Source organism: Neoroseomonas terrae (genome assembly GCF_018129025.1).
GTDB classification, from domain to species: Bacteria; Pseudomonadota; Alphaproteobacteria; order Acetobacterales; family Acetobacteraceae; genus Neoroseomonas; species Neoroseomonas terrae.
In genome coordinates this window covers 68,769-82,243 of sequence record NZ_JAAEDI010000009.1, presented here as the reverse complement: position 1 = coordinate 82,243, position 13,475 = coordinate 68,769, and the positions used below count along the sequence as shown (strand labels likewise).

The following is a 13,475-nucleotide window of genomic DNA, read 5'->3' as shown; positions in this document are numbered from 1 at the left end:
AGACTGGAGATGGACCGGAGAGAGGGGGCGGGCAAGGCTGGCTGGGCGGCCCTTTATCGCCAAGTCCGCCTGCATGATCAGCGCGTCTGCTGACGCAGGCGGACCTGGGCGAGGGCTAGGCGGGGCGTGGCTGCTCTGCCAACCTGCCCGGACCGCGCGGTCACCCGAACCAGGGATCGTGACGGACAGTCCAACTTGCCCGCCGACTTGCGCTCGGCGGGCTTTTTGCTGGGCGGCGGAGCGCCTCAGCTGCCGCCCCGCCGCCATGGCGGCCACATGCCGGTAGCTTCAGAAGGCGCAGGCGAACCCTTTGCTCCCCGTCTTTATGCGTGACTGCCGCGCAGCTGTCGGTCTAACCATCGCTTTCGTGATTACCCAAAATACAAACAAGTGCTGGGGGGCGTGGTGAATGACGGAATTGCGGGACGCATACCATCGTGCGTGCGTGGAGTTGGATGTTGCCGCGCGCGCACTGCAAGCCGCCGAGGCGAAGTTCCGCGCAGCTAAGATCCGATGCGAGGAGATCGAGAGCGCACTGGGAATGACCGCGCTAAGCACCTGCCCGTTTCCTGAAGTTCCCAAGTCGCGGTTTTCCGCATTGGGCCTCAAACGGACGAGCCCTCGCCTCGCTTCGTTTTCTCTGGGAGGCAAAAGCGTGCGGCTCCTGAACCGCCCCCCAGAATGGAGCGCTTTGGCAGCCAGCCTACTGATCGCAATGCTCCTATCGGTGGCGTATGTCAGTAGTTTGCTTTGGTCTGAGCAGAGGTACCAGGAAGCGTCGTTGAACCACGCGCCCCCCGTTGGACAGGGTGACGATAGTGTTTGGGCTAGTGTCGCCGCGATTTTCGGCCACGAGACCGCGGAGGCTCAGTAACGCTGTGGGTCACCGGCGGAACCCGGCCAGCTGCTGGTAAAAAAAGCCGCTCGTCGCGGGGAGCAACGGGCGGACCAAAGCGGTGAGACCTGCAGCACTCCGCGCTCGTTGAAGCCGCATGCGCCTCCCACTGGAGTTCTGGCCGCTGATCTGGTCCGCCGTCATCGCCGCGGTGCTTTGAGCGCCGGCGTGGATGATGTGAAAGGCTGGCTTTCCCAATGATTCGGGATAGTTTTTACGGAAGCGGGAGCCAGTAATGAGCTACGTTTACACGGTCCTACTGATCTTGCTGTCCCCACTTAGCTTTTTCCGCACCGGCGCGTGGGATTCGTGTGAAGGAGCGGCCATCATGGTGCGGAGGGAAGTAGATCGGCGCGCTCCGAACTGGCGCAGCATCCCGGCTGCCGGCGCGCTGATCTCGCCCGAAACCCTGGCGCGCGCTTGGCATGAGGCGCGCGCGCGGACAATCGAGTCGGGAGATAGCCCCGGACTGTGCCTTCGCATACTCGTTGGCCCCGGCGACCGAGCAATTCAACGGGCGGAGGGAGGCAACTAGGCGGCGCGTTCCGTCCGGGTGCTCGCATTCCTCGGCAGCGCTTATGCAATAGCGTGGTGGGCCGGCGTGATGACGGGCACCAGAGATGCTCCTCCTGCGGCTAGTGAATCGCAGATTCTGGAGCCGGCCTCCTACTGCAACGCCCCCGACCACGCTTGCACCAAACCCGCCTCGGCGATCGCAGCCTTGATCGCGGCCAGCGGTTCCGGGTGCCCGCACGGCGGCGTCAGGCACCGCCAACCCGCCGACAAGCGGAGGCCCGCATGAGCAAGCCCCCGGCGCAACGCGAGAGCGCCCCGACCAAGATCGACCGGCGCTTCGCGCTCGATCAGCCGCGCAGCGTCAGCGTCACGCACTACAGCGACGGCGCCGCGGTCCTGCACATCATGACGGCGGTCGGCCTGGATATCGTCCTGAACCTCACCCGCGAGGAAGCCGCCAGCTTCTCGGATATCCTCATGCCGCCGAAGCGCGACGCCTTCCACGACCAGAGGCTGGATCGCCATATTGCGGATTATGCGAACCACCAATTCTATAGCATGAGTTGGCAACCGCTTGATGCTCCCAGCGTTTGTGCGCGCGGAGGCATCCATGCGCAGATATTGCCGGTCAAACGCCCGTCGTACCCTGCGGGATCAGGACGTTCACCGAGCACGCGCGAGAATGCTGCGGCAAGGGCGCTCATACCGTCCGGCAATGCCATATCCTCTGCATCGGCAATATCCGGTTGCTGCCCGCGGGAAGTTACCGCCCTCGATCCTCGTGGAAGCGCAGCGCGACTGGCCGGAAAGCGTCTCAATGACTCAGTCTCGGCCAAACAGCAGTTTCGCTCGCGCCGCAGCTGAATATCTCGCCTGCCTGGCAATGGCCGGCGCATCCGTTTTCTGGGCGCTTTCTGGCGGATGAGCCGCGGCGGTTCATTAGATCCCACGGTCACTACTGCGGGATGCCGAAACCCGCGACTTCATCAATCCGTTCCTCAATTAGCCCCGCGAGGGCAAGGGTTCCCCCCATCCTATCTGCCCGCCGCGCGCCCCCCCCCTGCGCGGCGGGCTTCTCTTTTGCGCGATCAGCAAACCTGCCCGCCGGATCGTCGTTAGCTTCCGCGCGATGGATCACCAAGTACGGGCATTCCCATGAGCAGCAGGATTAGCGACCCCGGCGCGAAGACGCGGCGCGCGGCGGAAGACGCCGCCCTGGAAGCCGCAGCTCGCGACATGGCAGCAGCGCGGGCCCGCCAGGAGTACGGGGATAAGGGCTACTGCTTCCGGGTCCATAGGATCGCGGATACGCGGTACTTCCGCGCCTACATCGCGCATCAGACCGGGAAGCCCGGGCAACTGGTAGGAAAGACGGTGACGCTGCAGGTGGACGGCTGGGAGGGATGGTTTTCCTCAGGGCTCTCGCGGCTCGCTTAGATCCACGCCAGGCAGCCGAAGCTATCGCGCGATCACGAACGCGACCAGGAATCCCACCACCACCATCAGAAGCGATGCGCCCAGAACCCAGCGCATCACGCCGAGCGTCTTGCCCTGCCGCATGCGCGTCGTCGCGTCGCGGGCATCCGGCGGCAGCTGCTTTTCGGGACTAGGCATAGACGCCCCCTAATGTGTCGAGCCGCAACGCCGCGGCCGATGGGCAGTTGCCTCTACGTACTCGCGGCCGTCATCGCAGATGCGCTCAACTGCCACCTCGCAACCAGGCCACCGATCCGCCTGAGGGTTGAGTGGGCTGCGCAGTCCTGTTGGGCAGGCATCGGTTCGGCGTTAGTCGCGATAGGGCGACTCAGTGGGCTTCCCTGACGTGTCGATCCACAAGTCCCCATCCAAACACCTCAACCGGACGCATCGCTTCCCGCTGTCAGGGTAAGTGATTATGTCGGTGTCGGCTCGGGTCCCTACAACGAGATAACGGCAAGGGGCCGACGACCGGTTCTCCACGCAGTGCCCGACTGCGAGACCAGCGGGGAATGTCGCCGCATCGCCCGGCCGAAGGCTGGTCGCCACATCTCCCTCCACGACGGTTACCTCCCCAGACAAGACGTAGACCATCTCGTCTTCCGCCATGTGCCAGTGCTTCAGGGCAGACCTTGAGCCAGGAGCTAGACGTTCCTCGAGAACCCCGAACTGAGTCAGCCCGCCGGGATCACCGATCCAACGCACCTCCGAGGCACCACAGGGGCCATCATCGCCGTTTTGTTCAAGGGTCATCTGTCTGGAGTAATGATCGGCACGACGCCCCCCTCCAGCGCGGTCAATTACCTCCCGCGCCCGCACTTTACGCCTGAGCCACCGGCGGTGCGATCGGCGTTCCGGTCGCGACGGTGCGCAATTGGGAACAGCACCGCAACCAAGCTCGACCCCGCAGCCCGCGCGCTGCTGGTGATCCTCGATCGGGAGCCAAAGGCAGCCTTCCGCGCGTTGAAGGCGGCGTAAACGCGGCTTTCGCACCTGCACGCTCACCGGCTGGTGTTGGCGCATCGCAAGTGGCTTCGGCCGCGTTACAGCGAGACGGGAGCTGCTGCGCTGCGACCGTGGCAGCCGTCCCTGGGAATGCAACACGAGGGGACGGGTGTCTTTGGGCATACGCGACCGGCGAGGGCGTCCTCGCCGGAAGCCGGCCAATACCGTTGTGGCGGCCGTAGCGAGGGGACCATGAATTCGACCACGAACGGCGCTACCGACCTGGCGGAAAGCGTGGATGCTGCCCTCAAGGAGCACGAGAAAGCAAAGGACACGCTTCTTGAGTTGGCCGCGCCATCGCCCGGCGTGCTTGCTGCTGAGGTCGCCGCACTTCGCGAACAGGTCGAGAGCCTAGTGGCGCGCCGCACCGCCGCCGCGCGCCTGCGGCCTGCTGCGGACCAAGCCGAAGCGTTGGTGCGCCATGCGGGAATCACGATCCGCGATCAGCCGCTAGCGGCCCTCTGCACCGCATTCTTCGGCAGTATAACCCTCGGCCTTTTGCTGCGCGGCTGACGATGCGCCCGCTTCGGTTGCTCTCCGTGGCGGCCGAGGCTCAAGCCATCTACGTGCGAAGGAAAGCAGCCGCAGCCGCCGTATCCGCGGCATGGCTGGCCGCCGGAGCGGTGTTCGCGGTAGCGGCGCTCATTGCCCTTCACGTCGCGCTCGCAGCCTTGCTGGGCCAGCATTTCAACTTTGCAGCTGCCGTCGGGATAGTCGCTGCTATCGATATCGTGGTCGCGGGAGGCTTCATCGTCCTGGCCCGCCGTCGTGATCCGATTGCTGAGGAAGCACGGCAGGTGCGGCAGCAAGCGCTGATGGCTGCCAGGAAGGAGGTTCCGCTAGGGCTGGTGACCGGGGCCGCCCCGCTAGTCGTTCCGATCGCTGCCTCCGCAATCCGGCGCTGGGGGTGGCGTGGCCGCCGGTAGCCCACTAACCCCTCGCCGCAGCCGCCAACCTGATCCACGGTGGCAGGCATTGGTGGTCGAGCCACAAGTTGATCAGGTACGTGATCGTCCCCGGTGCGCCGAAGCCTGAACCGTCGAGGGGATGCCCGGCCATCCGCAGCACGCAAACATGCCCGCCGGGCTAACAGTCAATCAACGCGCCGCGGTGTGCGTAGGACGGGCCCCCGAGCGCCCCCACCTTCGGCCAGCTCGTCAGGATCGGGGCGGGCCGAGATATCGAGGGCCTGCGGGAAGGGGCGGATTTCGGCGGTCATGCGGGCGGCTTCCAGCGCGGCCGGCCGCGCGCCGCCGGGGTATCCCGGGACTAGAAGCCCGAGCGCCAGCAACCGCAGCGCCATTTTCTATCGCCCCATAACGGCCGCCAGCTACCCGCCGGCGGCCTCGCGCTCGAGCGCCGCCCGGTTCGCCTCGATCAGCTCGCGCAGGACGTTGGACACGCTCGGCCGCCCGCCGCCTTCCCGGTTCGCCCGCGCCACGGCCACCAGGCGCAACAGGTGCAGTTGCTCGCGGGGAATGTGCAGGGCCGTGGTGGCGCTGCGATCCGACAGGCTGCGGTCGCGTTTTGCGGGGCCTGGAGGGGCCGCCAGCGGCGCGGGCGTCTCGGCGGCTGGTGAAGGCTGTGAAGCGACCGGGGCTGCCTCGGGCGGCTGCGCGGTGCGCCCGGCGGCATCCTTCGCCGCCTTCATGGCTCCGACCAGGGACGGGCGCTTAGGCGGTGCCATGTTTCTTGCCTTTCAGAATGCGGGCGGCGACGGCCGCGAGGGTCGCGATTTCCTGGTGCGCGACGGAGCGGGGCGCATAGGCGCCGATCCAGCTTCCCCCCGACGCGGCATCCACGAAGGCGGAGCGCAGCCCGACCATGGGGCCGACAGGCTCGCCCATCTCATGCAACGCCGCCTCGATCTCGCGCCCGGCGGCCGTGCGCCGGTCCACCTTGGAAAGGATCAGCAGCGCCGCCGGTTTCCCGTCCTCGCGGGCCTCCCGCGCCTCGGTCAGCATGTCCAACGCCTTCGCCGCGGCCCGTATGTCCAGGGTGGAGGGGCCGATCGGCACAAGGAACAGGTCGGCCAGGATCAGCGCCGCCGCGGTCGCCGCTCCCGTGTGCGGCGGAAGATCCACAACGACTAGGTCGGCCGGGTTAGTGGTGATGCGCGCAATCCAGCCCGCGGCCTCGCCGGGGTCGTCCAGGGGAAGGGCTTCGCAGGTGAAGGGCAACCCGCCATCCAGTTGGAACCACTCGGTAGCGGATTCCTGCGCGTCGGCATCAACCAGATGCACCTTGCGCTTTCCCGCCAGCTCGGCGGCCAGGTTGACCGCCAGCGTCGTTTTACCAGTCCCGCCTTTCAGGTTCCCCACGGCCAGGATTTGCGGCGGCATCGGCGCGGCCTCTCTCTCACATTGGCCGCACTAAGCCCCGGCTCCCGTCTGATTGGCAATGGCCGCGATGGGCGAATTACCAATTCGGCTGGGGGATGAACCTTGCGGGCGCCAGCGCATCCGGCGCCTCGATACTGCGTTGTGAGGGCATGGATTGGGTTCTGGAAGCCCTGTTGCTCGTCTTAGGCGTCGCACTCGCCACCGGGCTTTGGTTTCTATTACTAAACCCAGGGTAGATATCCGCACGGATCTGTGAAACCTTGGCGCAGAAGGAGACCTCAATGCCGGAAACAGCTTGCGTCCGTCCTCCGCTGTCCCCCGCCGATCATCAGGCGGAGGTCGCACCTGCCCAGATCCGCCACGCCGCCGGGCAGGACATGCAGGGGTTTCATTCGGTCATTGCCCTACTTGATCGGCTCGAGAAGCCGGCCAAGGAAGGCTGAGCCCCGCGCGGGGCTGCGCGTACGGCGGGCAAATCCCTCGCGCGTCTGCGTAGGGTGCTGCGAAACCCGGCGGCGCCGTGATGAAGCCGGGCACCAATTCCCGGAATCATCACTTCCTCATCACTTCCGGGCGTTGGGCGCGAGGTCGGCTTTCACGCGGACGATGATGGCAGCGACCAGGCGGGCCTTGTCCGGCGCGGGCATATCAACGCCGGGCTCCAGCCGATCGGGCGACAGGGGCGGGCGCAGCTCCCACCGGCCGCCCCGCAGCATCGCCACGCCGAAGGTCAGCGTCATGGCGCCGATCTGCACATCAGCCAGCGCGAGCGGCACACGCCGCCGGCCTTCCTGCATCCACACCCGGTTGATTACGGGGGCGTCATCGTCGGCCGGGAGGTCGTCCGCTCCCGCCCCCCTCCGGAGCGCCGCCCCCACCCTTGCGGCTTCGCGGGCGTCTGCGCACGCGCGCGTCTGTCCCATGCCACCCGCGCCGCGCACCGCGCCACCCGTATTGCCTGCTGCTGGCCTACGCATGCCCTGGTCCCTTGTCCTGGCGCCCATGCCCGCGCCCCGACGGCGGCGGTGATAGGCTCACTCACCCTTTGGTCCGATTGCGGTCATCAGTCGCGATAACCATCATTCTCGCGAGGAATCCGCCCACGCCTCTTGGCGAACATCCGCTAAAATTCTGCCAATTGGCATTCTCTTCAATCGCGCGGCGCTCTGGCGACGCACCGCAACCATTCCGGCGGCCGGCGGTTAGTTTCGCTCAGCCAGGAGAGGAGCCGCCACCATGACCGAGGCACCCTAGCCGAAGTCCGATACCCGGAAGATCATCACGCCGCTCGATGACCAACTCGATGATTCCTTCCCGGCCAGCGATCCGCCCTCGCTGACCGATCCCAGCAAGAAGATCCTGCCGAAGGATCCGGTGCCGGCCGATGCGGAAGACCCAACGACCGAGCCGGGGCAGAAGGGGCCGCAGTCGTAGGTAGCGGCCTGGGCGATCAGGTAAGTCATCTGATCAGGGATTCGGGGGCGGGAGGTTCGGGCCGTGGGCGAGGAGCTTCCTGCGGCTGCGTTGCCTCGGGCCGTACCTTCTCCGCCGTCGCGGCGCTTGCCGGCGACAGGCGCTCCTAGACCGCGAGCGGTCCCGTGATCGCCTCCAGCACTGCGCGGCCGTTGCTGGCCGGGAGCAGGGCGAAGGGCCAGCGCCCCCTGCCTGCGCTCCGTCGATACCGGGCACGGACGAAGCCGGCGAAGCCGCGCAGTTGGTTCCGCTGCGGGTCTACCAGCGGGTGCGGGGCTACCGTGCCAATGGTGCGCTCTTTCTCGTGCTCGGCGCCCTTCACCGATTCCCAGACACTCGGGCGGGCCTTCACCATGTCGGCCGGGGCGAAGGGGATTAGCGGCGCCTTCCTCGATCGACCAGCGCAGTGCTTCGACCAGCTTATCGGGGTGGCGGTCGGTTTCGACGCGAACGCCCCGCCCGTCAGCAAGGCGCACCCCGCCTGCTACGACAGGCCAGCGGTTGCCTTCGTCGTCCAACACCAGGTCGAGGGGGCGACTATAGAGGATTACCGCCAGGCGTTCGCCATTGCGCCGGTTCGTGGCGGGGCGGCCTACAACCACGATCCGGCCGACACGGCTCCAGCGATCATCCCGGTCACGGCGTCATGATGCGCCGGGTGGCCGAGGGTGAGATCTCCGAACTCCATGTCGGGCTCAAGGGCACGATGGGGGCGCTGTATCTCAAGGACCTGGCGCAGAAGACCCATCGCGGTTTGGAAGGTCGCGCGCGGCAGGGGTTCGGGACCGGTCGTTTGGCCTATGGGTATCGCGCCATCCGCCAGTTCGGCCCGGATGGGGAGCCGCTGCGCGGGCTGCGCGAGGTGGATGAGGCCTGCGCGGTCGTCGTGCGGCGGATCTTTCGCGACTATGTCGGCGGCGCCAGCCCGTTGGCCATCGCCCGAGCGCTCAACGCCGAAGGCGTCCCCGGCCCCGAGGGCCGGCCCTGGCATGACTGGACGATCCGCGGGCGGCCGGGCCGCGAGAATGGCCTGTTGCGCAACCCGCTCTATGCCGGGGTCCAGGTCTGGAACCGGACCAGTCGCCGACGCGATCCCGTCCGCGGTGGCTGGGTCAGGCGCATCCATCCCAAGAAGGCCATGGTCGAGACGCCGGTGGAAACGCTGCGGATCATCGACGACGAACTCTGGCGGCAGGCGCAGGCCCGCCTCGCCAAGGAGGCGTCGCCGGTCGAGCAGAACCGCGGCAACTCCTTCTGGGACCAGCGGCGACCGAAGCACCTCCTCAGCGGCAAGGTGTTCTGCGGTTGCTGCGGGAAGGCGTTCTCGGCGGTGGGGCGGGACTACCTGGCCTGTCTCGCGGCCCGCGCGGGGCAGGGCTGCCGAAACCGCCAGACGGTCCGCCGCGTGACGCTCGAGGCGCGGGTGCTCGATGCGTTGGCCCGGCGGCTGATGCGGCCGGATCTGGTCGAGGCGTTCTGCAAGGCGTTCATCGCGGAATGGAACCGGCTGTCGGCCGAAGCCTCCGCGGGCGCCGAGATGCGTCGGCGCGAACTCCAGGCCGTCGAGCGCAAGATCGAGAACCTGGTTGAGGCGATCTCCGACGGGCTCAAGGCTGCCGGGGTCATGAAGAAGCTGTCCGACCTCGAGGCCCGCCGCGACGAGTTGGTAACGATGGCGTCCACCGAACCGGCCTCGCCGCCGGCCCTCATGCCGAACCTCGCGCAGGTCTACGCCGCGAAGGTCGCGCAGCTCCAGTCAGGTCTCCAGGCCGGCAAGGGCACGGAGGTCCTGGAAGCCGCCCGTGCCCTGATCGACAAGGTCATCATCACCCCCGGCGATGGGCCGGACGATCCGCCCGGCATCGAGTTGGTCGGGCACCTCATGGCCATGCTCCAGGCGGGCGGGGCCTTCGCGAACGGCGCCGATGAGACTAGCCGCAGTCTCATCAACGCCGTATCCAGCGGTTCGGTAAAGGGGACTATGAGGGGGCAGCGCCCCTCCGATCTCCGTTGGCCGAATCAGCCGCGTCACCGCGGCCGCAGCCTCTCCGCTGCCAGCGCGACCGCCGTCCCGGCCACCATCAGCAATGCCATCGGCCGCGGCGTGCCATCGGCCAGCGCCCCCACCAGTGCGCTGCCCAGTGCCGCGCAACTGAATTGCAGCGTGCCGAGCAATGCCGAGGCGCTGCCGGCCCGGGCCGGGTGGCGCGACAGTGCGCCGACCGCGGCGTTGGGGAAGACGAGGCCCATGACGGCGATCGCGACGGCGGCCGGGATGAAGATGCCGAGCAGCCCGCCGATACCGGAGACGGCGGCGGTGACCAGCACGGCAACGGCCACGGCGGATGCGCGCAGGGCGTAGGCGGGGACGCGCTCGGCGCCGAACCGGTTCAGCAGGAACGGGTTGAGCTGGGAGGCGGCGATGAAGCCCGTCGCGCTGATGGCGAAGAGCAGCCCGAAATAGGTCGGGTTGACGCCGAATTGCTCGATGTAGACGCCGGGGGCCCCGCCGATGAAGGCGAAGACAGAGAACATGGCGGCCGCGCCCATCAGGGAGTGGGTGATGAAGCTACGCTCGCGGGCGATCTGGATGAAATCGGCCAGCAGCGCCACGAAGGAGCGGCGGGCGCGGAACTCCGGCGGCAGGGTTTCCGGGAGCAGGCGCCAGGCTAGCAGGCAGGACAGGCCACCATAGGCCACGCCGAACCAGAAGATCGTGCGCCAGCCGCCGGCGCCGAGGAGAAGGCCGCCGAGGCTCGGTGCCAGGATCGGGGCCGCGCCCATGACCAGCATGAGCTTGGACATCAGCCGCGCGGCGCCGAGGCCGTCCGCGAGGTCGCGGACCATGGCGCGCGGGATGACGGCGCTGGCCGCGCCACCGAAGGCGGCGACGCAGCGCCAGAAGGCGAGGGTCGGCATGTCGGTCGCCATGGCGCAGCCGGCGGAAGCGATGGTGTAGATCGCGGTGCCGATCAGCAGCGGCCGGCGGCGGCCGAGCCGGTCGGCGAGCGTGCCCTGGACGAGCTGGCCGATGGCCAGGCCGACGAACCAGGCGGCGAGGGTGATCTCGACGCTGCCGCGCGCGGTACCGAGCTCCGCCTCGATCGCCGGGAAGGCGGGCAGGTACATGTCGGTCGAGATCGGTCCGACCGCGGTCAGGAAGCCGAGCAGCAGCGGTAGCCAGGCCGGCATGAGGACTCCGTTCGGGTGCGGGCCACCGGGCGGGCGCCGGCCTTGCGTCACGTGCAAGGCGGACGCCGCGCGGCACCCGATGGCTGATCCCAACCTTTCCTGGACGTCGTTTCCCTGATCCCCGGACCGGCCCCGCACCGATTCCGGGAAGGCGGGGCCTGGAAGGGCGCCGCCCGCCGCTACGCCGGGCCGTGGGCGGAACGCGGCCCGGCCGGGGCCGGACCGCGTGGTTCCAATCATGCTGGCCGCTGCGGCGCGGCCTGACAAGCGCGGCGCGCGCGCGGGTGGCGTGTTACTGCGGCATTGCGCCGGGCCGCCAGCCCAGCAGGCGCAGCGCGTTCAGCGTGACCAGCACGGTCGCGCCGGTATCCGCCAGGATTGCGGGCCACAGCCCGGTGACGCCGGCCAGCGTCGTGACCAGGAAGACGCCCTTGAGCCCGACCGCGACGGCGACATTCTGCTTCACGTTCAGCATGGTCGCCCGGGACAGGCCCACGAGCTCCGCGACGCCGGAGACGCGGTCCTTCAGCACGGCGGCGTCCGCGGTTTCCAGCGCGACATCGGTGCCGCCGCCCATCGCCACGCCAACGGTCGCCGCCGCCAGCGCCGGCGCGTCGTTGATGCCGTCGCCGACCATGATGACGTCGCCATCCTCACGCAGGGCGCCGATGGCGCGGAGCTTGTCGTCGGGCAGCAGTTCGGCCTTCGCGTCCAGCCCCAGGCCGCCTGCGATGGCGGCGGCGGTGCGGGCGTTGTCCCCGGTCAGCATGACCGCGCGGAGGCCGAGCGACGTGATGGCGGCGATGCCGGCGGCGGCGTCGGCGCGGGGTTCGTCGCGCAGGGCGATGATGCCGGCGATCGCGGCATCGGCAAGGACGACGGCGACCGTCTTGCCCTCACCTTCGAAACGGGCGACCGGCTCCTCCATCGCGCCGAGCGAGGCCAGTTCCTCGCGAGCATGGCGGGGGCTGCCGATGCTGACGCGGCGGCCGCCGACCACGCCGGTCACCGCGCGACCAGGGATCGCGGCCTGCGAATCGGCGGCCGGCACGGGAATACCCCGCGTTTCGGCCTCGGCCAGGATGGCGAGGGCCAGCGGGTGGGCCGAACCCTGCTCGACGGCGGCGGCCATCGCCAGCAGCGCCGAGGTGCCCGGGCCATCGGCTGCCAGGATGTCCGTCACGCGGGGGCGGCCTTCGGTCAGGGTGCCGGTCTTGTCGAAGGCGACATGACGGGCGTGGCCGATCGCCTCCAGCGCCGCCCCGCCCTTGATGAGCAGTCCGCGCCGGGCGCCGGCCGACAGCCCCGAGGCCATCGCCGCGGGCACCGAGATGACCAGCGCGCAGGGGCAGGCGATCAGCAGCACGGCGAGGCCGCGATAGAGGCTGGTTTCCCAGCCCCAGCCGAGCAGCAGCGGTGCGCCGAGGATGACGGCGAGCGAGACGATCATCGCGCCGGGCGTCCACCAGGCGGAGAAGCGCTCGATGAAGCGCTGGGTGGGCGCGCGGGAGGCGGTCGCTTCCTCCACCATGCGGATGATGCGAGCGATGGTGTTGTCGGCGGCGGCGCGGTCGACGCGGATGCGCAGCGCGCCGTCGGCGTTGATGCTGCCGGCGACGACGGGATCGCCGGGGCCGCGGGTGACGGGCACGCTCTCCCCGGTCACCGGGCTTTCGTCCAGGGCGGAGGTCCCGTCCTCGATGGTGCCGTCGCACGGGACGCGGTCGCCGGGGCGGACGAGGACCAGGTCGCCGATGGCGAGACGGTCCGCGGGGACCTGTTCCGTGGTGCCGTCCGGGCCGAGGCGCAGGGCGGTGCGCGGGATCAGCGCGGCCAACGCCCGGATGCCGGCGCGGGCACGGCCGGCGGCGACTCCTTCCAGCATCTCGCCAAGGGCAAAGAGCAGGACGACGACGGCGGCTTCCTCGGCGGCGCCGATGACCACGGCGCCGAACGCGGCGGTGACCATCAGCGTCTCGATGCTGAAGGGGCTGCCGGCCCGGGCCAGGGCGAAGGCGCGGCGGCCGAAGGGGATCAGCGCGACGAGCGTGGCGGCGAGGAAAAGCGGATAGGTGAAGCTGTGCGGCAGGGCGAGGGAGAGCGCATAGGCGCCAACCACCAGCCCGCCGAGCAGCCAGACGAGGCGCGCCTTGGCGGTGGCGTGCCACGGCTTGCCGGCATCGCCGGGGTCGTCGTGGTCGTGGCCGTGCGCGGCGGGAGCGTGGCCCTTCGCCGCGGGGGCTTCGCCATGGTGGTGGCCGTGCGCATGGTCGTGGTCGTGGGTGCAGCCGGAGCCGTGGCGGTGGGCCGGCTCGGTCGCGTCGGCCAGGGCGCTGATTTCATAGCCGAGGGAGCGGACCTGCGTCGTCACCGCCTCGGCATCGCCGGTGCCGGGGGCGAGGGTGGCGGTCAGCCGTTCCGCCATCAGGTTGACCGTGACGTCGGTGACGCCGGGCAGCCGCTCGACCGCCTTGGTGACCTTGGCGACGCAGGAGGCGCAATCCATGCCCTCGACGCGCCATTGCCGCCTGTTCTCAGCACCCATCGCCCTGGCTCCTTCAGCCGATGGGCAACGT

The 13,475-nt window shown here is 68.9% G+C and carries 14 protein-coding genes and 1 pseudogene; 7 read left to right on the top strand and 8 right to left on the bottom strand.

The genetic code is table 11. From position 1 onward, the window contains the following. Window positions 1-1,693: 1,693 nt before the first annotated feature. Together GXW78_RS09860 and GXW78_RS09855 are read left to right on the top strand one after the other, a co-directional pair. Window positions 1,694-2,275, top strand: coding sequence for a hypothetical protein (locus GXW78_RS09860; RefSeq protein WP_211868334.1), 582 nt, complete (start codon window positions 1,694-1,696; stop codon window positions 2,273-2,275). A gap of 291 nt (window positions 2,276-2,566) precedes the next feature. After that, a complete protein-coding gene (locus GXW78_RS09855; RefSeq protein WP_211868332.1) occupies window positions 2,567-2,848 on the top strand; it encodes a hypothetical protein in 282 nt (93 codons plus the stop codon). A 21-nt stretch (window positions 2,849-2,869) separates the two neighbouring features. Here GXW78_RS09855 and GXW78_RS09850 read toward each other — a convergent pair whose 3' ends face one another. Together GXW78_RS09850 and GXW78_RS28605 are read right to left on the bottom strand one after the other, a co-directional pair. Beyond that, complete coding sequence (locus GXW78_RS09850) at window positions 2,870-3,025, bottom strand: hypothetical protein (protein ID WP_211868330.1); 156 nt, start codon at window positions 3,023-3,025, stop codon at window positions 2,870-2,872. Window positions 3,026-3,196: 171 nt separating this feature from the next. Next, window positions 3,197-3,640, bottom strand: coding sequence for a cupin domain-containing protein (locus GXW78_RS28605; RefSeq protein WP_211868328.1), 444 nt, complete (start codon window positions 3,638-3,640; stop codon window positions 3,197-3,199). Window positions 3,641-4,084: 444 nt separating this feature from the next. On the opposite strand from GXW78_RS28605, the gene GXW78_RS09840 reads away from it, so the two are divergent. Beyond that, on the top strand, window positions 4,085-4,405 hold the full coding sequence (locus GXW78_RS09840; protein ID WP_211868326.1) for a hypothetical protein: 321 nt from the start codon (window positions 4,085-4,087) through the stop codon (window positions 4,403-4,405). A 26-nt stretch (window positions 4,406-4,431) separates the two neighbouring features. After that, window positions 4,432-4,818, top strand: a complete 387-nt coding sequence (locus GXW78_RS09835) for a hypothetical protein (protein ID WP_211868324.1) — start codon at window positions 4,432-4,434, stop codon at window positions 4,816-4,818. 404 nt (window positions 4,819-5,222) lie between these two features. On the opposite strand, the gene GXW78_RS09830 is transcribed toward GXW78_RS09835, so the two are convergent. Both GXW78_RS09830 and GXW78_RS09825 read right to left on the bottom strand, forming a co-directional pair. Next, window positions 5,223-5,579, bottom strand: coding sequence for a hypothetical protein (locus GXW78_RS09830; RefSeq protein WP_211868323.1), 357 nt, complete (start codon window positions 5,577-5,579; stop codon window positions 5,223-5,225). Next, a complete protein-coding gene (locus tag GXW78_RS09825) occupies window positions 5,566-6,213 on the bottom strand; it encodes a ParA family protein (RefSeq protein ID WP_338147720.1) in 648 nt (215 codons plus the stop codon). Before GXW78_RS09825 ends, GXW78_RS09830 begins: the two co-directional genes overlap by 14 nt. Window positions 6,214-6,515: 302 nt before the next feature. Between GXW78_RS09825 and GXW78_RS09820 the strand changes: the two genes are divergently transcribed. Beyond that, window positions 6,516-6,677 carry a hypothetical protein gene (locus GXW78_RS09820; RefSeq protein WP_211868319.1) on the top strand — a complete coding sequence of 54 codons (162 nt, stop codon included), beginning with the start codon at window positions 6,516-6,518 and terminating at the stop codon, window positions 6,675-6,677. 120 nt (window positions 6,678-6,797) lie between these two features. Here the strand turns inward: GXW78_RS09820 and GXW78_RS09815 are convergent, their stop codons facing one another. After that, window positions 6,798-6,974 (bottom strand): hypothetical protein, encoded by a 177-nt coding sequence (locus GXW78_RS09815; RefSeq protein WP_211868317.1) that lies wholly within the window; start codon window positions 6,972-6,974, stop codon window positions 6,798-6,800. A gap of 510 nt (window positions 6,975-7,484) precedes the next feature. Continuing rightward, on the bottom strand, window positions 7,485-7,697 hold the full coding sequence (locus GXW78_RS09810; RefSeq protein ID WP_211868314.1) for a hypothetical protein: 213 nt from the start codon (window positions 7,695-7,697) through the stop codon (window positions 7,485-7,487). Between the two features lie 297 nt (window positions 7,698-7,994). Between GXW78_RS09810 and GXW78_RS09805 the strand changes: the two genes are divergently transcribed. Together GXW78_RS09805 and GXW78_RS27890 are read left to right on the top strand one after the other, a co-directional pair. Further along, the gene (locus GXW78_RS09805; RefSeq protein ID WP_211868312.1) at window positions 7,995-8,357 is read left to right on the top strand and encodes a hypothetical protein; all 363 of its coding nucleotides are present in this window, start codon (window positions 7,995-7,997) and stop codon (window positions 8,355-8,357) included. Next, window positions 8,354-9,133: pseudogene (locus GXW78_RS27890) on the top strand (recombinase family protein); the annotation flags it as partial. The gene GXW78_RS09805 and the pseudogene GXW78_RS27890, both read left to right, overlap by 4 nt. Before the next feature lie 602 nt (window positions 9,134-9,735). On the opposite strand, the gene GXW78_RS27885 reads toward GXW78_RS27890, so the two are convergent. Next, window positions 9,736-10,899 (bottom strand): multidrug effflux MFS transporter, encoded by a 1,164-nt coding sequence (locus tag GXW78_RS27885; RefSeq protein ID WP_246522014.1) that lies wholly within the window; start codon window positions 10,897-10,899, stop codon window positions 9,736-9,738. A gap of 292 nt (window positions 10,900-11,191) precedes the next feature. Beyond that, on the bottom strand, window positions 11,192-13,444 hold the full coding sequence (locus tag GXW78_RS09795; protein ID WP_246522013.1) for a heavy metal translocating P-type ATPase: 2,253 nt from the start codon (window positions 13,442-13,444) through the stop codon (window positions 11,192-11,194). Between the last annotated feature and the right edge of the window lie 31 nt (window positions 13,445-13,475).